The sequence below is a fragment of the Methylocaldum sp. RMAD-M genome, assembly GCF_017832375.1.
Classification (GTDB): domain Bacteria; phylum Pseudomonadota; class Gammaproteobacteria; order Methylococcales; family Methylococcaceae; genus Methylocaldum.
Map to the genome: position 1 here is coordinate 141,116 of NZ_JAFIBZ010000001.1, position 18,199 is coordinate 159,314.

General features: G+C 61.7%; 17 protein-coding genes. 5 read left to right on the forward strand and 12 right to left on the reverse strand.

Annotation, left to right across the window (positions count from 1 at the left end):
• Positions 1 to 18: 18 nt before the first annotated feature.
• From JOD69_RS00600 to JOD69_RS00615, 4 genes are all read right to left on the reverse strand, one after another.
• Positions 19 to 1,218 (reverse strand): PLP-dependent aminotransferase family protein, encoded by a 1,200-nt coding sequence (locus JOD69_RS00600; protein ID WP_168183765.1) that lies wholly within the window; start codon positions 1,216 to 1,218, stop codon positions 19 to 21.
• Entirely contained in the window at positions 1,215 to 2,024 is an 810-nt protein-coding gene (locus JOD69_RS00605; protein WP_086133632.1) for a PhzF family phenazine biosynthesis protein, read from the reverse strand. Before JOD69_RS00605 ends, JOD69_RS00600 begins: the two co-directional genes overlap by 4 nt.
• 279 nt (positions 2,025 to 2,303) lie before the next feature.
• Positions 2,304 to 2,897, reverse strand: a complete 594-nt coding sequence (locus JOD69_RS00610; RefSeq protein WP_156880800.1) for a glutathione S-transferase family protein — start codon at positions 2,895 to 2,897, stop codon at positions 2,304 to 2,306.
• Positions 2,884 to 3,864 (reverse strand): DMT family transporter, encoded by a 981-nt coding sequence (locus JOD69_RS00615; RefSeq protein WP_086133630.1) that lies wholly within the window; start codon positions 3,862 to 3,864, stop codon positions 2,884 to 2,886. Before JOD69_RS00615 ends, JOD69_RS00610 begins: the two co-directional genes overlap by 14 nt.
• Positions 3,865 to 3,992: 128 nt before the next feature.
• On the opposite strand from JOD69_RS00615, the gene JOD69_RS00620 reads away from it, so the two are divergent.
• Entirely contained in the window at positions 3,993 to 5,423 is a 1,431-nt protein-coding gene (locus tag JOD69_RS00620) for a PLP-dependent aminotransferase family protein (protein ID WP_086133629.1), read from the forward strand.
• 348 nt (positions 5,424 to 5,771) lie between these two features.
• Here JOD69_RS00620 and JOD69_RS00625 read toward each other — a convergent pair whose 3' ends face one another.
• Positions 5,772 to 6,668: an AraC family transcriptional regulator gene (locus JOD69_RS00625; protein ID WP_210023721.1), complete on the reverse strand. Its 897-nt coding sequence runs from the start codon at positions 6,666 to 6,668 to the stop codon at positions 5,772 to 5,774.
• Between the two features lie 50 nt (positions 6,669 to 6,718).
• On the opposite strand from JOD69_RS00625, the gene JOD69_RS00630 reads away from it, so the two are divergent.
• The 3 genes from JOD69_RS00630 (at position 6,719) to JOD69_RS00640 (ending at position 9,973) form a co-directional block, all read left to right on the forward strand.
• A complete protein-coding gene (locus JOD69_RS00630; RefSeq protein WP_086133627.1) occupies positions 6,719 to 7,813 on the forward strand; it encodes a DUF3047 domain-containing protein in 1,095 nt (364 codons plus the stop codon).
• A 71-nt stretch (positions 7,814 to 7,884) separates the two neighbouring features.
• A complete protein-coding gene (locus tag JOD69_RS00635; protein WP_077732801.1) occupies positions 7,885 to 8,775 on the forward strand; it encodes a LysR substrate-binding domain-containing protein in 891 nt (296 codons plus the stop codon).
• Positions 8,776 to 9,187: 412 nt separating this feature from the next.
• Entirely contained in the window at positions 9,188 to 9,973 is a 786-nt protein-coding gene (locus JOD69_RS00640) for a class I SAM-dependent methyltransferase (protein ID WP_086133626.1), read from the forward strand.
• A 460-nt stretch (positions 9,974 to 10,433) separates the two neighbouring features.
• On the opposite strand, the gene JOD69_RS00645 is transcribed toward JOD69_RS00640, so the two are convergent.
• From JOD69_RS00645 to JOD69_RS00655, 3 genes are all read right to left on the reverse strand, one after another.
• A complete protein-coding gene (locus JOD69_RS00645) occupies positions 10,434 to 10,865 on the reverse strand; it encodes a hypothetical protein (RefSeq protein ID WP_086133625.1) in 432 nt (143 codons plus the stop codon).
• Positions 10,866 to 10,897: 32 nt separating this feature from the next.
• Positions 10,898 to 11,425 (reverse strand): GNAT family protein, encoded by a 528-nt coding sequence (locus JOD69_RS00650; protein WP_086133624.1) that lies wholly within the window; start codon positions 11,423 to 11,425, stop codon positions 10,898 to 10,900.
• Between the two features lie 77 nt (positions 11,426 to 11,502).
• A complete protein-coding gene (locus JOD69_RS00655; protein WP_210023722.1) occupies positions 11,503 to 12,471 on the reverse strand; it encodes a LysR family transcriptional regulator in 969 nt (322 codons plus the stop codon).
• A 119-nt stretch (positions 12,472 to 12,590) separates the two neighbouring features.
• Between JOD69_RS00655 and JOD69_RS00660 the strand changes: the two genes are divergently transcribed.
• The gene (locus JOD69_RS00660) at positions 12,591 to 13,394 is read left to right on the forward strand and encodes an SDR family oxidoreductase (RefSeq protein ID WP_210023723.1); all 804 of its coding nucleotides are present in this window, start codon (positions 12,591 to 12,593) and stop codon (positions 13,392 to 13,394) included.
• A gap of 558 nt (positions 13,395 to 13,952) precedes the next feature.
• Here JOD69_RS00660 and JOD69_RS00665 read toward each other — a convergent pair.
• The 4 genes from JOD69_RS00665 to JOD69_RS00680 all read right to left on the reverse strand — a co-directional run bounded on the left by JOD69_RS00665 (position 13,953) and on the right by JOD69_RS00680 (position 18,141).
• Positions 13,953 to 14,543, reverse strand: coding sequence for a hypothetical protein (locus JOD69_RS00665; RefSeq protein WP_210023724.1), 591 nt, complete (start codon positions 14,541 to 14,543; stop codon positions 13,953 to 13,955).
• Positions 14,544 to 14,710: 167 nt separating this feature from the next.
• Positions 14,711 to 16,384 carry a sialidase family protein gene (locus JOD69_RS00670; protein WP_156880806.1) on the reverse strand — a complete coding sequence of 558 codons (1,674 nt, stop codon included), beginning with the start codon at positions 16,382 to 16,384 and terminating at the stop codon, positions 14,711 to 14,713.
• Positions 16,381 to 17,184, reverse strand: coding sequence for a VPLPA-CTERM sorting domain-containing protein (locus JOD69_RS00675; RefSeq protein ID WP_156880807.1), 804 nt, complete (start codon positions 17,182 to 17,184; stop codon positions 16,381 to 16,383). The genes JOD69_RS00670 and JOD69_RS00675 overlap by 4 nt, the downstream gene beginning before the upstream one ends.
• Before the next feature lie 120 nt (positions 17,185 to 17,304).
• A complete protein-coding gene (locus JOD69_RS00680) occupies positions 17,305 to 18,141 on the reverse strand; it encodes a hypothetical protein (RefSeq protein ID WP_210023725.1) in 837 nt (278 codons plus the stop codon).
• Positions 18,142 to 18,199 lie beyond the last annotated feature (58 nt).

Below are 18,199 nucleotides of genomic sequence, written 5' to 3' on the forward strand. Positions count from 1 at the left end.
CTTTTCGATGAAAAAAGTTCAGACGGACAAGGACGGGCTGTTCGTGCGGTTTCCACCGCGGTCGGTGATTTCCCCCAGAATTTCCGCGATCAGGCCGATGCCCCGCTCGATGTTTTCCGGAGCCGCATGGCTAAAGTTCAGGCGCAAGGCCGGGTAACGCTGGTCTCTTGCGGGAAAGAACGGTTCGCCCGGCATGAACGCCACGTCGCGCGTGAGGGCCGCCTGGAGCGCCGCCAGGGTATCGCACTCGCGGGTCAGACGCAGCCAGAAGAACAGGCCGCCGGCAGGCGCCCGCCACTCGGCGAGCCCCTCGAAATGGCGCAGGAGGGCGGCCTGCATGGCGTCGCGCCGTTCCCCGTAGACCCGGATCATCCGCGCCATGTGTTCGTCGAACCCGGCCGAGCTCAGAAACCGCGTGAGCCAGGCCTGGCCGATGCGGTTGGTATGCAGATCGCTCGACTGCTTCAGCCGCACCAGTCCGGAGAAGAGTTCCGGCGACGAAGCGAGATAGCCCACCCTGAGGCCCGGCGCGGTGATCTTGGAAAAGCTCCCGAGATAAACCCAGGGCGCCCGTTCCAGATAGGCGCAGATCGGGGTACGGTCGACCGTCTGGTAGACCAGGTCCCGGTACGGATCGTCTTCGATCAGGGGCACGCCGGTTTCGTCCAGAACCTGGGCTACCGCGCGCCGGACTTCGTCCGAGTAGCAATACCCGGAAGGGTTCTGGAAAGTCGGGATCAAATAGACGAAAGCCGGTCGGCGACGGTCTATGGCCAGGCGCAACGCATCCGGATCGACGCCGTCGGCGGACAGCGGAAGTCCTTCGAATTCCGCGCCGTACACGCCGAGCGCCTGGATCGTGGCGAGATAGGTGGGCGCTTCCAGCAAGACCTGCGAGCCTTCGTCGACGAACAGCTTCCCGACCAGGTCGATGCCCTGCTGCGAGCCGGATGTCACCAGCACCCGATCCGCGTTGCAATCCACCCCCAATGTGGACAGGTTCTGCGCGATCAGGCTCCGCAAGGCAGGTTCGCCTTCGCTGGGGCCGTACTGGCGGTAGTCGTCGGCGAGGCCTTCGAAATCCAGGGACGGCATCAGTTCGTCCGCGGGCAATCCGCCGGCGAAGGAAATCACGCCGGGCCGCTGGGTGACTTGCAGGATGTCGCGGATCAGGGAACTGGTGAGCCGCTCGGCACGGCGGGACAATCGAAGCGTCATGGGATCGTTGATTCCTCGGTAAAGGATTGAAGCAGTATTTCGCCTTGCAGGTATTTTACGGCCCGGCCCGAGATGAGAACGCGTTCCCCCCGCAGTTCGCATTCCAGTTCGCCGCCCCGGCTGGACAGTTGTCTCGCGGTGAAGCGGGTTTTCCCGGTGCGCTCCGCCCAGTAGGTCGTCAGCAGGCAGTGGGCCGCGCCGGTCACCGGATCTTCCGGAATGCCGACCTTGGGTGCGAACATGCGCGAAACGAAATCCACCGAGCGGCCCGGCGCCGTGACGATGACGCCCATGAGGTCGAGCTTGGCCAAAGCCGAGAAGTCGGGCTGCAAGGAGCGTATGTCCTCTTCGTCGGCAAAAACGCAAAGGTACATGGCACCGCGCAGGACTTCCAGGGGGTTGCGGCCCAACCCTTCGGCCAGGAGGTCCGGGCAATCGCAAATCATGCCGTGACTCGCCGGAAAATCCAGCGTCATGAGCTCGTTCTCGCGGCGAACCCGGAGCTCGCCGCTGCGGCTGTCGAAGATCACTTCCCGCAAGGCCGGCTCCATTTCCCGGAACACCACATGGGCCGCGGCCAGAGTCGCGTGGCCGCACAGGTCCACCTCGACCGTGGGCGTGAACCAGCGCAAGCTGTAACGCCCGTTCCCGCCGACCAGGAAAGCGGTCTCGGAAAGATTGTTTTCCGCGGCAATCGATTGCAGCGCGGAATCGTCGAGCCAGCGACCGAGCACGCACACGGCGGCCGGGTTGCCGCCGAATAGGCGATCGGTGAATGCATCGATCTGATAGATGGGGATACGCATGGATTCTTTGCCTTCCTAGAGTGTTTTTTATTGCGGCTTGGCGGTGAGCATCGGAGATGCGTGGGTCGGCAATCCTTTGCCGACAGAGCTCCCGCCGACGGGCTGCGTCGGCAAGGGATTGCCGACCTACTTCGCGCGCTACGCCAAACCGAAAAATATTGGTTTAATAGGCCGGGAATCCTTTCCCGGCGTAACGGCTCGACCAAGCCACCTTGAGTCGGTGGGTTACGTTCCGCTAAGCCACCACAATAAATGTTCATTCAAATGCCGAATGGACTATCAGAGACCGGACATGCCCACGTAACCGGGCAAGGACCGGATGCGTGCGATCCATTGCCCGATGTGCGGAAATTCGTCCATTACGACGCCGCCTTCCGGAGCGAGAGCGACGTACGGATAACAGGCGATATCCGCAATGGTTGGGTGGTCGGCGGCGAGCCATCGATTTTTTTCGAGATGATTCTCCATGACGCCCAATCCGCTCCGTCCCAGTTCCTGACATTGCGCCAGATTCCAGAGGAGGTTGAATCTGACTGCCGCGCGCGCCCGTGCAAGCCCGTACAGGATTTCGTTTTCCGACAAGGCCAGCCACTGCATGACCCTGGCCATCGTTTCCGCCTCGGTAGGGAGCCACCGTTCGCCCCCGTATTTTCTGGCCAGGTACACCAGAATCGCCATGGAGTCCCATACGACGGTGCCGGCATCGTCCAGCACCGGAACCTGGCCGCGCGGATTCAAGGCCAGGAAGGCCGCCTGCTTGTGTTCCCCCTTCATCAGGTCGACGGGTATGGATTCGTAGTTCACCCCTGACAATGAACAAAACAGCCTTATCTTGTAGCAGTTACCCGATAATTCCATGTCATAAAGCTTCATGATCGTTCCTCATTAAGATTTGATTTTTCTCGGTCCGTAATGTCATTGAATGGCGAATTCGGCGGCCTTCGCGCTTGATTTCCGCCGACTGCCGCATCGGAGAGTGCTGACTGACCCAAAGGCTTGTCACTACGACGGCAGCCACGCCGAGCAGCGAACCGCTCAACGCCTCCCCCAGCCATAACGCGGAGGCGCCCAAGGTCAGGAACGGCTGCAGCAGTTGTATCTGGCCGATCTTTGCGATACCGCCCACGGCCAGACCGCGATACCACAATATGAATGCCAGGAACTGGCTGACCACGGCGACATAAGCGAACCCGGCCCAAGCGTCGAACGGCGCCGAGAGATCGGTATGCGCCATGATCCAGCACAGCGGTCCCAGCAACCAAGGCACCGACAGCACCAGGGCCCAGCTGATCACCTGCCAGCCCCCCAGAATGCGGGTCAGCCTGGCGCCCTCGGCATAACCGAGCGCGGCCAGCAAAGACGCCGCGAACAGCCAGAGATCGCCCGAGCGAAGGCTGCCGCCCCCGGCTTCGAAGGCGAACGCGAGCACCGCGGCCGCACCGATCAGCGCCGCGATCCAAAAGCGTCCGGGCAGCCGCTCGCCCGCCAACCACGCGCCGAAACAGGCCGTGGCCAAGGGCGTGACCGAAAGCGCGATGCCGCCGTGGGACGCCGGCAGTTCGCACATGGCCCAGGCCGAAAGCACCGGGAAGCCGATGATGACCCCCAATGCGACCAAGGCTAAGCCTCGAAGCTGATGACGCTTCGGCCAAGGTTGCCGGGTGACCAGCAAAGCGATTGCCGCCAGTCCAGACGCAAGTACGCCGCGTCCAAAGGCAACGAACCAGGGATCGAGATGCAGGACGGCGACGCGCGTTGCGGGCAAGGTCAGACTGAAGCCGGCAATTCCCAAAATAGCGAGAAGCCAACCGCGGCGTATCTTCGACGTGTTCGACTGCATGACAACCGATTCCCCGAGCGTGTTTTCGTAGCGTGGTGGCCGTACAATAAATTGCCGCCGGCGGACAATACAGATACAGTTGACGATCCGTTCGGCCATCCTGTACCGGTCGCGGAGCCATAACAATCATGAATTCCCTCAACCTCGATCCCCACGACAGCCGGCCCTTGATCGAACAGATCGTGGCGGGCATCAAGCAGCGCGTCGACGAGCGCGCCTTGCGGCCCGGCGCGCGCCTGCCGTCGATCCGGCATTTCGCGAACGAGCACCGGGTCAGCAAGTTCACCGTGGTCCAGGCCTTCGACCGGCTGGTGGCGATGGGCTATCTGAAATCCCGGCAGGGGTCGGGTTTTTACGTGGCTCAACGCTCGGAATCCGGCGCTGCGGTGAATCAGTCCTGCCGGCTCGAGCGGGCCATGGACGTGCTCTGGCTGCTCCGCAACGCCTTGCAGGAACAGCCGCACATCGCCATGCCCGGCGCCGGCTGGCTGCCCGGCGAATGGATGGACGGCGAGGGCATTCAGCGCAGCCTCCGCACCCTCGCCCGCAAGAGCGGCACCTATCTGACCGGATACGGTCTGCCGGCCGGCTACGAACCGCTGCGGTCCCTGCTGGCGCGGCGGCTCGACGATCAGGGCATCGGCTGCTCTCCCCGGCAGATCGTCACCACCCGCGGGGCCACTCATGCCCTGGACCTGATCAGCCGGCTGTTCGTCAAACCGGGCGACGCCGTGCTGGTGGACGATCCCGGCTATTACACCCTGTTCGGTTACCTGAAGCTTTCGGGGGCGCGGCTGGTCGGCGTACCCTGGACTACTCAGGGGCCGGATACCGCCGCGATGGAAAGCCTCATCGAGGAGCACCGGCCCAAGGTGTTTTTCACCAACACGCTGCTCCACAACCCGACCGGCGTCAGCATTACCCAGGCGGTGGCCTACCGGGTTTTGCAACTGGCCGAGCGCTACGATCTGATGATCGTGGAGGACGATATCTACGGCGATTTGTTGACCGGACAGGCGACGCGCCTTGCGACGCTCGATCAGCTGGAGCGGGTGCTGTTCGTCAGCAGTTTTTCGAAAACCGTTTCCGCAAGTCTCCGGGTCGGCTTCCTGGCCTGCAAGTATGAAATCGCCGAGAGCCTCACCGATCTCAAGCTCCTGACCAGCCTGACCACCTCGGAAATCGACGAGCGGCTGGTCTACGAACTCCTTACCGATGGCTATTACCGGAAACACCTGGAAAAACTGCGCTCACGCCTCCGCAAGGCGCGCGGCGAGGCGGTCAGAAACCTCGAAAGCAGCGGGCTGGAAATTTACCAGGACGCGGAGGACGGACTGTTCATCTGGGCTCGCCGCGATGCGTCCGAGAATGCCACGTCGCTGGCCGCGGCGGCGGCCAAGCAGGGCATCATGCTGGCACCGGGCGCTCTGTTCAGACCTCAGCAGGAAGCCTCGCCCTGGCTGCGCTTCAATGCCGCGGGTTGCGGGAATCCGGCCATTTTCCGGTTTCTGGATGAGGGGCTTGCCGGCTGGGATTCCGGAACGGATTTCGACGACTGAAACGTGCCCGGCGGAAGTCGTTGGCGCCTACAGTCAGGATAGATCGACTCAAACCTTCGTAGGTTGGCAACCCTTTGCCGACGAAGACGCTCGGTCGGGATGCGGCGTCGGGAAAGGATTCCCGACCTACCGGGCGGCACGGTTGTAGGTCGGCAATCCCTTGCCGACGAAGACGCTCGGTCGGGATGCGGCGTCGGGAAAGGATTCCCGACCTACCGGGCGGCACGGTTGTAGGTCGGCAACCCTTTGCCGACGAAGACGCTCGGTCGGCAGGTGGCGTCGGGAAAGGATTCCCGACCTACGGGGCGACACGGTTGTAGGTCGGCAATCCCTTGCCGACGAAGACGCTTATCGTTTATCCACCATTTCGGGGCTCACTTCGAAGCGGCCGATATTCCTGAAAACGGGCGCGGGGTTCACGCCGAAGGTATCGCGAAAGCTGTGGCTGAAATGCGTCGCGTCGGCGAAACCCGCGTCCAGCGCGGCGCGGGTCAGAGTGTCGCTGGCATGCAGCAGTTCCAAGGCCGACACCATCCGCTTCCACAGACGGAATCGACGGTAAGGCAGGCCGGTGCACTGGCGGAACAGATGAAGGAAGCGGGAGGGTGAAAGGTCGACCAGCTTCGCCAACTCCTCTTGCGAGAAATTCCGGTCCGGCTCGCGGCAAATTCGCTCGATGACCTGCCGAATGCGTTCATCCAACTCGATCGGCGGCTGATCGCGGGTATTCAGCAGCCGATCCAGGCGCTGTTCGACGGCGATACGGTTCGGGTCTTCCTCGTGGACCCAGCGAAAGCATTCGATCGTTTCCGCATCCTCGAAAAACCTTACTGTCGTTTCCGAATACGGAAAACGCTTCCGGAATCCTGTCGCGTCGGGGCCGTTTCGCTCCACGAACAGCTTTCCGTGCACGCCGCCGGCCATATCCAGGGCATGCCGAATCCCCGCGGGCACCACCGCGCAACGGCAACTCCGCCATTCGCCGTCTGCCAGCCTGATCCGAAACGGGCGATAGATGCCCACGTGCAGCACGTTGGCGCCATAGACGTGGGTTTCCAGATGCTGGATCGGACCGCAATAGAGTACCCGTCCGTGTCCCATGTAAAGCTGCGAAGTCCCGGGATAAAGCGCGCGCATAGCCAGTTTATGCAAGTCCTGTCGGCGAGACGTGAGTACAATCCCGAGCGCCGGCCATAGGCGGAGACGGTCTGGCGGCTCGGCAATCCATAGTGATACGCCGTCCATCATAATGAACCGGAACCGGCGTTTTCCAGAACTTTTCCGGGAGGATTTCCATGAACGACACATTGACACGCACGGACTTTCAAGCGCGCTTCGAGGCTTTGCTGAGCCAGCTCTCAAAGGACAATATGATCGATTACGCCTTCATCGATATTCCCTCGGATCGAAAACCCTGGCTGGATACCGGCATCGACTTGTCCGCGGGCGAGCGGGTGACCACCTTTGCCGTGGGCAAGACCTGCCTCAAGGGCACCGATCTCTGGTTCGGCGCCGATTTCCAGCTATGGTGCCGAATCGGTCCGGACGGCGAAATCTTCCGCGGCACCCGAGCGAGCAATACCTTCGCCGTAGAAAAGCCGGATCGGCTGTATCTCGCCAGCTATTTTCCCGGCGAATGGGCCACCCGAACCGGCGAGTTGGCGACGCCGGACGAAGTCTACGAGCAGGCGAGCGGTTGCCTGGCGGCCTTGATCGTACGCTGGCGGGTCGAACCGATCGAAGGGCTGAAAAGGCTGGCGGCGCTCGGCGACGTGGACGGCCTAGTCGCGTCCGAAATCGACCGTTTGACCGATCCGGTCGTCCCGCCGCCAGGTTGGAACTATCTGTGGTTCGTGGGGCCTGCGGAAATCTACCGATCCTGCCGGACTCCGGAAAAGGAACCGGCCATCTGCTGCCACACCCATCGCGATGTGGGTTTGTTGCAGAAGGACGTTTCCCTGCCATTCGAGCCGAACACGCGCTTGCGCTGGGCCTGGCGCATGGATCGCCTGCCCTCGGAGGTGCGCGAGGACACGTTTCCGACCCATGACTACCAGAGCATCGCCGTGGAATTCGACAACGGCCAGGACATCACCTATTACTGGAGCGCCGAGCTGCCCGTGGGCACCGCCTACCGCTGCCCGATTCCCACCTGGACCGCGCGCGAAACCCACGTGGTGATCCGCTCCGGCTCCGAGGGGCTGGGCGAATGGTTCAGCGAGGAACGGGACGTTTACCGCGATTACCTGGACTTCATCGGCGGCCCGCCGCCGGCCCGAATCGTGCGGGTGTGGCTGATCGCGCTGAGCTTGCTCCAGGGCCGGGAGGGAGAATGCCGGTATTCCGGCATCGAGTTCGTGACGAAGGAAGGGGTGACGCCGATACAATAAGCCCGTCAAGTTAAGCCCGGTTGCGTCGTGGCGGCTTAACGCAACGGCGTTATCGTTGACGGGACCAATCCATGCATTTTGATCTACGCGATCTCGAACTGTTTGTCGCCGTGGCCGAGGCCGGCAGTATCGCCAAGGCGGCCGAGCACTGTCATACGGTCGCTTCGGCCGTCAGCAAGCGGCTGTCGGATCTCGAAGCGGGGTACGGTACGGCGCTGCTGGTGCGGAGCAGCAAGGGCGTCGCGCCGACGCCGGCCGGCCTTGCATTGCTCGTACGCGCCCGCGCCGTCCTGCATCAGGCCGGGCAACTGGACCGGGAGCTGCGCGGCTATTCGGCGGGAGTTCGAGGGCAGGTGCGGGTATTCGCCAACATCTCGGCCATCGTGGAATTCCTGCCTTCGGCGCTCGCCTCGTTTCTGTCGGCCCATCCGGAGATTCAGGTACACCTGGAAGAGCACGTGAGCGGCGTCGTCGTCCGGGCCGTAGCCGACAATCTTGCCGATTTGGGCATCGTGAGCGAGATAGCCGCCGAGGACGGGCTCATGATGATTCCGTTCCGCGAAGACGAACTGGTCCTGATCGTTCAGCCGGACCATCCGCTGGCTTCGCGCGAGCGCGTCGATTTTTGCGAGACGCTGGACTCGGATTTCGTCGGGCTCCACAGCGACAGCTCGCTGCACTACCGGCTACTCCGCGCCGCCGCCGATGCGGGCCGGCCGCTCAATCTCAAGATACGGGTTACCAGCTTCGACGCCGTCTGCGCCATGGTGGCGGCGGGGCTCGGCATCGGCGTGGTGCCGCGGGCCGCCACGACGCCTTATACCGCATCGCTGGGACTGGTGCCGGTCGTTTTGAACGATGACTGGGCAAAGCGCCGGCTTCATCTCTGCGTCCGATCACTGGAGGGATTGTCCGCTGCGGCAAGGCTGCTGCTGGATCATCTCGCCGGAGGAGCGGCTTAGAGCATCCACGGTCCTATGGTGCGGCCGGCTGCCGCAGGTCGGAAATTCCTTTCGGACACAGCTCAGTCGGCAAAGGATTGCCGACCTACGATCGTGCCGCTGTGGCATCTACGGTTCTGTGCGGCGCCACAGCTGCCATAGGTCGGAAATTCCTTTCCGACACAGCTCAGTCGGCAAAGGGTTGCCGATCTACGACCGTGTCGCTCTAGGTCGCGAATCCCTTCGCGACATTAGGCCGCTCGGCCCGCGGCTTGATTTCCAAGGCGGTATCCGCGACCGGATCATCTCGCCGGCGGGGCGGTTTGATTCGGGCCATCGCGAGACGCGATGGCGACATCGCCAAACATCGTTTTTCCTCCATGCGTTCTTTCGGCATTCTTGCTCACACCTGTTCATTACGAGGAGAAAAACGATGTATCGCTGGAACCCGGAAGACTATGCCCGCCATTCGGCCGGTCAGGAAGCTTGGGCGCGCGAACTGTTGAGCGGCCTGAACCTGCGCCCGGACGACCGGGTGCTGGACATCGGCTGCGGCGACGGCCGTATCACGGCGGAATTGGCGCAGCGGGTGCCGTTCGGCGGCGTGGTCGGCGTCGATCTTTCGGAAGACATGATCGGCTATGCAGCAAGACGGTTTCCGGCGTCGGATTACCCTAACCTCGAGTTCCGGCAGGCGGATGCCCGGACGCTGCCTTTCGACGAGGAATTCACCGTGGTCTATTCCAATGCCGCTTTGCACTGGGTCCGGGATCATGAGCCGGTATTGGCCGGCATCGCCCGTGCGCTGAAGCCGGGCGGCCGCTGCCGGATGGAGATGGGCGGCCGGGGCTCTGCCGCCGCGCTGATCGCGGCGTTCGAGGCCGTGGCGGACGATCCCGTGTGGCGGGAGAATTTCGAACGGTTCGAGCCGACATTCGGGTTCCACGACGCGGAGAGCTATCGCCGCTGGCTAGGGGAGGCGGGGCTCGACGCCGAGCGGGTCCGGCTGACCGACAAGGACATGGCGCACGCCGACCGCGAAGCCTTCATCGGTTGGCTGCGCACCGCCTGGCATCCCTACACGTCGAGAGTCCCGGCGGAGCGGCGGGGGCTCTTCATCGACGTTGTCGCCGAGCGCTACCTGGCCGGAAATCCTCCCGACACCGCGGGACGGGTCCATGTCGCCATGGTGCGGCTCCAGGTGGAAGCGAAAAAATGAGCCGCTTTTGGCTGAAGGGCAAAGGTAGATGGAAATTAGAGCTGCGACTCTGAAGGATGCGCCGTTTATCAGCTCAGCGCACTTCTTCGCGAGCTTGAGCGTTTTCATCTCGCTCGTACGGCAAAACAGGCTTGGCGGAAGTCGTTGGCGCCTTCGGCTCGGGTGAATTGCTTCAAGCATTCGTAGGTCGGCAATCCTTTGCCGACGAACCCGTTAGCCCAACTTCACCGTCGGGAAGGGATTCCCGACCTACTCGCGAGTTCCCGTACAGTAGGTATGAAAATGCTCTTACCGGCAGGTTCATCGCGCATGAGCTGTCCGAAGAGGCGGCGGGCCGTTTGCTCGAATCGATGGATGAATGGGCAATCCGCAGCGGTCGACGTTTCAGGGGTGATTTGTATACCCATGAAGCTGGAGCTGGCGGCCAGACGCTTCGGAAGTGAGGAAACCCGTGGGCAGCCTACGATGTTTTCGGGTAAAGCCAGCCGGCCAGAATCCCGTAAACGGCGAACTCGACCACGCCGAACAGAAACCATTGTGCCGCCAGGCTTCCCGGAACGGGGTACAGCAGGTATTGATTCAGATCCACCAAGAGTCCCGCGAGAACGGCGAAGGACAGGCCGTGAACCAGCCCTTCCTTGATGCCGCCGTTCCGTGCGCAGCGAATGTAGCTCAGGACGAAGAGCAATGCGATGCCGGCCGTGAGCAGCAGCGACAGCCACAAGCTCCTTTCCGCCTCCGGCCTGGCGATACCGGCCAACGCGGCATCGGCGTCGCGGAGAATCACCATGTGGACCAGACCGTTCCAGAGCAATGCGAATACGAAGATGGCGGCGGTCGCGAGAAGAAGACGTCTTGGGTTCAGGTTCATGTCTTGGTTCGGTTTGAGCATGATGGATTCGGGAGAAGGAAACGGCAGGCCGATTATACGTCGATGTTTTCCTCGACATAGGCGTAGAGGACCTGGTCGATAAGGACGCCGTCCTTGAAGGCGGCACGCCGCATTACCCCTTCCCGTTTGAACCCGGCTTTCTCCAGCACCCGCATGGAGGCCGGATTCCACGCAAACACGCGGGCTTCCAGGCGAATCAGGCCGAATCGCGACATAATTTCCGGCACGAGCGCGCGGGCCGCGGCCGTAGCAATCCCTCGTCCCCAATACGGCTCGCCGAGCCAATAGCCGAATTCGGCGGATTTGGCATAAATGCCCTCCCGCGGGTCGATGCCGATTCCGCCGATGGCGCGGCTGTCCACTTCGACGGCCCATGAGGTGCGGACGGGCATCCCGGCGACATGAGCTATCCACCAGTTCGCGTCTCTTTCCGTGTAGGGATGGGGGAATCGGTCGGTCAGATTCCGCCATATCTTGCGATTATTGGCAAGCGCCACGAGATCGGCCTTGTCGTGCTCCGACCAATCGCGGATCACGCCATGCTCGAATTCGGTCCGCATGGGTTTTCTCCTGGGTAAAAACCAACAATATCTATTCACTGCATAGGGGAGCGTCGGTGTTGGTTCTCAAACCGGCTTTACGTGCCCTGAACTCGATGGGTGTCGTCTATCGACGGATTCGCCTCGACCCGCACGATGCTTTTCACCGCCTCGCGCAGCCAGATGTGGCCGGGGTCCCGGTCGTGGCGGGCGTGCCAGAGCATCGAAACCGTGAAGATCTCGATCTCGATCGGCGCGGGGCTCAGGGTGAGCTTGAACGCTTCTGCGCAGCGCCGCGCCATGGACGCCGGCAGGGTGGCGATGGCGTCGGCCTCCTTGAGGATGAAGGGCAGGGCGGAGAAGCGCGTGGTTGAAAGTAAAACCCGCCGTCGCAAATTTCGGCGCGCGAGCGCTTCGTCCACGACGCCTTCGAAGCCTCCGGAGAAGGACATCAGGAGATGGGGCAGGGCGAGATAGTCTTCCAGGCCGATGGGCGAGGGTATGCCCAGCCGCGCGCCGTCGAACAGGCACACATAGCCTTCCCGGTAAAGGTTCTCCTGGCGGTGCCAGCTCGCCACGTCCGTGAATCGCGAGACGCCGAGGTCTATTTCCTGGTTGTCCAGTAGTTTCGCTCCCTGTTCATGCCCCGCGAGACGGATCGCGACACGCACACCGGGCGCCTCGCGCTGGATGCGCTCGATCAGGCTCGGGGAGAGCGCCACCTCGATGCTATCCGGCATGCCGAGGCGGAAGCTGCGCTCGGCGGTGGCCGGATCGAAGCGCGGAGTCCCGTACATTTCCCGATGGATGATTTCGAGCGCCGGACCGAGCTGTTCCGCAAGTTCCAAGGCCCTGGCAGTCGGCTCCATGCCTTTCGCCGTTCTCAGGAAAAGCTCGTCCTTGAACATTTCCCGTAGTCTCATCAGCGCCGCGCTCACCGCAGGCTGGCCGAGATATAGGCGGCCGGCCGCCCGCGTCACGCTCCGTTCCTTCAGGAGAGCGCTGAATACCGGCAGCAGGTTCAGGTCCGCCTTTCTAAAATCGATTTCGTTGATGTTTTCAATCATAACAATCGATTTGAATAATAGAAAAACGATCCTCAGAATTCAAACCGCGGCGGAAAGCTCTAAGAGCTCTAAACAGTGCTTTTAGAGCGACCCGCAGTCTCTATCGTTCGGAGGTCACCATGTCTTATCGCAAAAAAGCCCTGATTACGGGCAGTTCCCGTGGCATCGGGAAGGGTATCGCTCTCAAACTCGCCGCTCAGGGCGCCGATGTCGCCATTCATTATTACCGCAACCGGAAGGCTGCCGATGACACCCTGGCCGAAGTACGCCTGCGTGGCGCGGACGGATTCATCGTCCAGGCAGACATTTCGAACCCGGCCGAAATCGCCCGGATGTTCGATGAAGTCGGCGAGCGATTCGAGGGGCTCGACATATTTGTAGCCAACGCCCGGCCCGAAGCCGCCGAATTCTTCTATCCGCCCCTCGAAATCACTCCCGTACAGTGGGATTCGGCCTTCGATTCCCAGGTCAAAGCCTTTCTCGTCGCAGTGCGGCAGGCAGTGCAGCTCATGCGCGACGGCGGCCGAATCGTCGCCATAACCCACTCGCCCGGTGGCCGCACCGGGAGCCTGCAACCCTGGGTTGCCATGGGTTCGGCCAAGGCGGCGCTGGAGTCGCTCGTCCGCTACTTTGCCGTGGCTTTGGCCAAGCGAGGCATCACGGTGAATGCGGTCAGTCCCGGCTGGATCGAGGACAGCGTGCTGAACAGCCTGCCCGAACCGGCACAGGACGCCATCCGGCGCTGGCATACCCGCGGCTGGACCCCCATGGGCCGGCTCGGCACGCCGGCCGACATCGGCAATGCCGTGGCTTTGCTCTGCTCGGAGGACGCCGGCTGGATTACAGGCCAAATACTTTTCGCCGACGGCGGCGCATCCCTGATGGACGCCGGACATCCGCCCGAGCTTCAGCTCGGCTGGTGACCATAGCCCTGCGATTCGTTTCTCCGGCGTGAGCCGAGCGAACTCGGTATGGCGGAGCTTCGCCGATAATATCCCGGCGAAACGTGCTTGCAGGCTGCCGACGCATCTCCGCGGGAGCGGTCACGAAGACGCCGGATTTCCCTATCCGCCTTTGGGCGGGGAATTCCGGCGTTCTCGCCGTCAGGCCGGCCGCTCATAACTCCAGGCGCACGCCGGCTACGGGATTCATGCCCCGCGCATCCGCTCCGGAGCCAGGTTCCCGGTAGTTCTTGTCCAGCCTGTTCTCCAGGTCCATCTGTGACGCCCGGTGCCGATTCGGCTACCGGCGGGCGCGCAGATTCAGGGTTGCCCGGCTGGCTCGGAAACAAACCGTGCAGTCCTTTATTGATCAGGCCCGTAAATACCCTCCTGGTATTTCGGGCCGCCGCCCAAGCCGGTACACGCCCGGCCTGGGCTCACGCGGCTTGTCGCCGCGCCGGGGCATCCCTGCCCCGGATTAACCCGGCCTATATTTATAGGCCGGGTTAATAAACACCTACCTTCGGTGCTGAGAGCCGATCAATTCGTTGTATGCGCCCGGCCGCGAAAAACCGCGGCCAAACCGATGGCCATCAGCCATAACGCGGAAGGCAGCGGAACCGGGGAAACCGTCGCGGACGAGACACTGGCCGTCAACGCATTTCCGTCCGCGTCGCCGAGTGCGTTGACGACCAGTCTCAATGGGCTGCTGCCGGCTTGCCGGAAATTAAAATTAACTACCGCCAGGGTAAAACTGTCGGCCTGCTGGGTATTCAAGTCCTCCGGCGAATCAAAGGACAGTTCGAACAGGTTCAGCACCCCGCTACCGCTTGACCCGACCGAAGTGACGTTTGCCCCGAAATCGAGAACATCCAGTTCGTCCCCTAGCACCGGATCGCCGAAACTGGTACCGACATATTCCAAATGGCTGCTATCGAAATTGAGATCCAGATCGTAGCTGCCTAGCGAGGGCGCTTCGCCGGCGCCTAGTCCGGATATCGTGATGCCGACCGCGACCGACCACCCGGTTCGGCCCACCGGCATGACCCCCAGTGTGATCGCGGACTCGGCGAGTCCCGATGCGGACAGCAACAGCGCAGCTATTAAAGGCTTACAGTAACGGTCGAGCATCTTGATAGTTTCCTGTTAACGAGTTCCTTGAGGGAAAGATTTCGGGAAACTCCGATCCGGTTCTTGGCCAAGTTCAGGACGAACGATCGCTCGTCGACGACGCGAACCATGGGCAGAAACCGGGTTTTCCGAGTTTCCGTCGATGGATAGGGCGAGGTATCCATGCTTCACTCGGCTGCGCACCGAGGACGGGTACACGACAAGGTCAGCTTGCGGGCATCGAGCGCGTCGATCGTACCGTTCTTGTCGATATCGCGGGGATCGTCCGGACCGGACGCGGATTGATTCCGCACGGCGAGGATCAGGTCGATATCCAGGCGATCGATATCCCCGTCGCCGTCCAGATCGCCGGCCAGCGGGGTCGTTTCGCACGAATCGGGAATATGATCGGCATCGGCGTCACCGGCCCGGCCTTGTTCGATATCCAGAACGTCCGACACGCCGTTTTCGTTGCAGTCCGGAAACACGTTCAGATAGTACACGTCCTGCTCGCCGTTGAAGGTTGCGGTATAGGCAACGCTTGCGCCGTCCCTCCTGGAAACCAGGGTCGAATAGTCCCCCATCTTTTGGGAAGCGTGCGGATAGCCGATCGTGGTATCGAAAGGCTGGCTGACCGGAACGTTTTTGCTCCACGTTGCGCCGCCGTCCCATGAATACGCGTAATACAACCGCGAGACGTTATAGCTGCCGCTATCGCGCGTGTCGTACCAAACGGCATCGATGCGCGAGTTCGGAGCTACCCCCATCATGCCGAACCATTGCCACGAATCTTTATTGGGTTCGTCGTCGTTGACCCTGATCGGCGCCGACCAGGTCTCGCCGCCGTCGCTGCTTCGGACGAATTTGATGTCCAGATTGTCTTCGCCGGGCGGATCCACCGTCGCCAGCACATAGACCTTGCCGCGCAACGGCCCGTTGGATCGGTCGACGTCGACTTGAACGTCGCCTATGGGACCGTACCGATTCGGATTGTTTCGAAAATTGAATAAAGGCGCGGGACCGCCGATATCCAGGATCTGCGTCGTAAAGGTGGGTATCGAATCCGGATCTCGCGCGTCCAAGGACTTCGAGAAAATGTGCTGGTAGTGGTTTCGATTCTGGGTCTCTTCGTCCCATTCACTGGGCTCGAGCCGTCCGGCGATATACAACTCGCCTTCCGGCCCCACCGCCATGGTGCCGAAACTCGGGTTACCGGGAATTCCCACCGGCAGCTCGAAGCTCGCTCCGCCGTCGATGGAACGGGTGAAACAGTAGTCATCGCCGGTTTCGCGCCAGTTGACGTAGACATGGCCATCGCCGATTCCGCCGCTACGGTCTACCGCGATCTGGCCTTTGTCGCCGCCTCGTCCGTGGGCGAATACCGGTTCTTGCCAACTGCGCCCGCCGTCGGTCGACTTGATGACTTGAATGTCTTCGATATAGATGCCTTGCTCGTCGAAACGCAGACTCTGAAAGTAAAAGTTCCCCTGAGCATCCACATCGATGACCGGATTGCTCCGGCCCTGTCCAGGCGTCAACGATCCCGGAAAGGTCCAGCTGGAACCGCCATCCTGGCTATGCGCCCAGCCGCCTTGGCGAAAGGAGGACTGCACGGAGTCGAACTGACGCCAGGCGATGACGATGTTGCCGGGATCCAGCGGATTGATGGCCATGGTGGGCTCGTTGGCCGCATCGCCGGTAATGTTTTGACCGGCCGCGTCGACGTTGACCTGGATGCTGATGTAAGGACCAAAAGCGGAATGCGTCGCTGCGGCGTCGGCGCATGCGAACGCCAGTATCCATCCGGACCACACCGCGGCATGCCGTCCCGGATGTGGATTGCGTAAACCGGACCGTATCATGCGCGGTAACTCCGGGATCTGCCGAACAGGCCGAATCCGGCGAGACCCGATACGAACAGCCACACCGCGGCCGGAACCGGTACGACGGTGGTTTGAAAACTGAAATCGCCGACGATCGCGCCCACGGTGCCGCCAAAATGCTCCCATCCCGGCCCCACCCCGAGTTCGCCCGACAGGGTGAACGAATTCGGGTCGAGCCCCATCGCCACGTTGAACAAGTTGAAGGATTCCGATCGGAAAGAATAATGGTTATAGAGCGTCCAGCCCGATTGGCCGGTATCGGCATCGATGTTGGCCGCATCGAATTCCAACGTGTAGTCTCCGGAGACGATGCGGTTGCTCGGCGATCCGGTATCGATCCGGAAACGGCTGACGCCGCCAAGACCGATCGCGCCGGTGACGCTGCCCGCGAAATCGCCCGGATCGAACGTCAACGTGGTCGGCTTGGTTCTCCGGCCGACCGGGACGTCGACGGTAGCGCCGTTGACGGCGAATTCGAGACCCGTGGCCGGGATTTCGCCGACGCCCGGCACAATATGATCTTCCAAAATTTGCGCGTTGTTGCGCACCGCCGCGGCTTGTGCATCGAAAAATTCCTCCAGATATATGGAAGGCGCATCGGTCGCGTCCAAGGAGACAGCGGCGGCCAGCGCATCCCGGTCCAGGTTCATGATCAATGCGCCGCCGGAAACGGTGGCGGCGGTCGCCGTTGCCGGAAGGAATGCCAACCATGCGGCTAGAAATGTCAAACAGGGTGCAAGAGTTTTGCCGAATCGCGAGAGTCGGTGGCGTGTAGTCATGAGGATAAGTCCGTAACAGGTCGAAGGTGGGAGCGTTTATCCGGCCGATTGGCCGGATAAACGCGATAGACGGCTCCCCGGGCGGCTCGGCAGCCCGGGTCGACGGCCTCTATTCGGCGATCAAGCGGATAAAGCCGCCTGGACCGACTTTCGGCGGGCGCCGGCCAGCAGGCTTAACAAGCCGCTGCCGAACAGCCAGACCGCTGCCGGCACCGGAACCACGGCAGGCGAAACCAGAGTGAAGGTAGCGGCTTTACCGGCGGAGTTCGAGCCGTCGCCGCCGAACAGGAAAGCGGTCATATTGGGTGACCACCAGAGTTCCCCGGTCATGAGCAATTCATCGCCATTGGTGGTAACGCTGATGTTGCGGGCATCGTAAGTGGACGTTCTGAAGCTCGTGTTGTTCCACAAGGTCCAGCCGCTGTTGACGCCGTCATTTCGATTCGCGTTGTATTCGAAGGTGTAATCTCCGGACGTCAATGTACCCGTGAAACTGCCACGGGTCATCACGACACCGTTCAACCCGATCTGGCCGTTGGCGATAAAGGCGGACGAGTCGACCAAAGCATCCTGACTGGCGTCCCAGGTCGACGTGGTGGGCTTGTTGGCGCGGCCGCCGGCGCCCGTTGGAATTCCGGTGCCGGTCAGATCGGCGGGATTGACGACGTATTCGAGCGTTGACGGCGCGGGGTAGGTGTTGGTGGGCACCGTTATGATATCCGCAATGGTCGAGTAAGTATCGGCCACCGCCTTGGGAAAGAAGTTCGCGACATAATATTCGGTTAACCCGCCAGGACCGATGGTTAGTCCTTCCAACAGGTTGTTCGGGTTGTCATAGGTAACGCTAAAAGTTCCCCCGTGCAACACACCGGCATCGGCCGAATTGGCCATGATCAGGGCAGCCGCTGCGAGAATGGTCTGTCGGATCTGCATTTTCTTGACCCCAAATTTTTGCATGGATTTTTTCCTGTGATTTGAAACATCGAGAGGTTGTGCGGCAGGCTCGAGAAATCCA

What these genes read in the sequence shown, in the direction of transcription:
- JOD69_RS00670 (WP_156880806.1), bottom strand. Translation starts at nt 16,384, where the DNA reads ATGATACGGTCCGGTTTACGCAATCCACATCCGGGACGGCATGCCGCG.
- JOD69_RS00680 (WP_210023725.1), bottom strand. Translation starts at nt 18,141, where the DNA reads ATGCAAAAATTTGGGGTCAAGAAAATGCAGATCCGACAGACCATTCTC.
- JOD69_RS00645 (WP_086133625.1), bottom strand. Translation starts at nt 10,865, where the DNA reads ATGCTCAAACCGAACCAAGACATGAACCTGAACCCAAGACGTCTTCTT.
- JOD69_RS00625 (WP_210023721.1), bottom strand. Translation starts at nt 6,668, where the DNA reads ATGGACGGCGTATCACTATGGATTGCCGAGCCGCCAGACCGTCTCCGC.
- JOD69_RS00615 (WP_086133630.1), bottom strand. Translation starts at nt 3,864, where the DNA reads ATGCAGTCGAACACGTCGAAGATACGCCGCGGTTGGCTTCTCGCTATT.
- JOD69_RS00605 (WP_086133632.1), bottom strand. Translation starts at nt 2,024, where the DNA reads ATGCGTATCCCCATCTATCAGATCGATGCATTCACCGATCGCCTATTC.
- JOD69_RS00655 (WP_210023722.1), bottom strand. Translation starts at nt 12,471, where the DNA reads ATGATTGAAAACATCAACGAAATCGATTTTAGAAAGGCGGACCTGAAC.
- JOD69_RS00665 (WP_210023724.1), bottom strand. Translation starts at nt 14,543, where the DNA reads ATGCTCGACCGTTACTGTAAGCCTTTAATAGCTGCGCTGTTGCTGTCC.
- JOD69_RS00650 (WP_086133624.1), bottom strand. Translation starts at nt 11,425, where the DNA reads ATGCGGACCGAATTCGAGCATGGCGTGATCCGCGATTGGTCGGAGCAC.
- JOD69_RS00675 (WP_156880807.1), bottom strand. Translation starts at nt 17,184, where the DNA reads ATGACTACACGCCACCGACTCTCGCGATTCGGCAAAACTCTTGCACCC.
- JOD69_RS00635 (WP_077732801.1), top strand. Translation starts at nt 7,885, where the DNA reads ATGCATTTTGATCTACGCGATCTCGAACTGTTTGTCGCCGTGGCCGAG.
- JOD69_RS00610 (WP_156880800.1), bottom strand. Translation starts at nt 2,897, where the DNA reads ATGAAGCTTTATGACATGGAATTATCGGGTAACTGCTACAAGATAAGG.
- JOD69_RS00660 (WP_210023723.1), top strand. Translation starts at nt 12,591, where the DNA reads ATGTCTTATCGCAAAAAAGCCCTGATTACGGGCAGTTCCCGTGGCATC.
- JOD69_RS00620 (WP_086133629.1), top strand. Translation starts at nt 3,993, where the DNA reads ATGAATTCCCTCAACCTCGATCCCCACGACAGCCGGCCCTTGATCGAA.
- JOD69_RS00640 (WP_086133626.1), top strand. Translation starts at nt 9,188, where the DNA reads ATGTATCGCTGGAACCCGGAAGACTATGCCCGCCATTCGGCCGGTCAG.
- JOD69_RS00630 (WP_086133627.1), top strand. Translation starts at nt 6,719, where the DNA reads ATGAACGACACATTGACACGCACGGACTTTCAAGCGCGCTTCGAGGCT.
- JOD69_RS00600 (WP_168183765.1), bottom strand. Translation starts at nt 1,218, where the DNA reads ATGACGCTTCGATTGTCCCGCCGTGCCGAGCGGCTCACCAGTTCCCTG.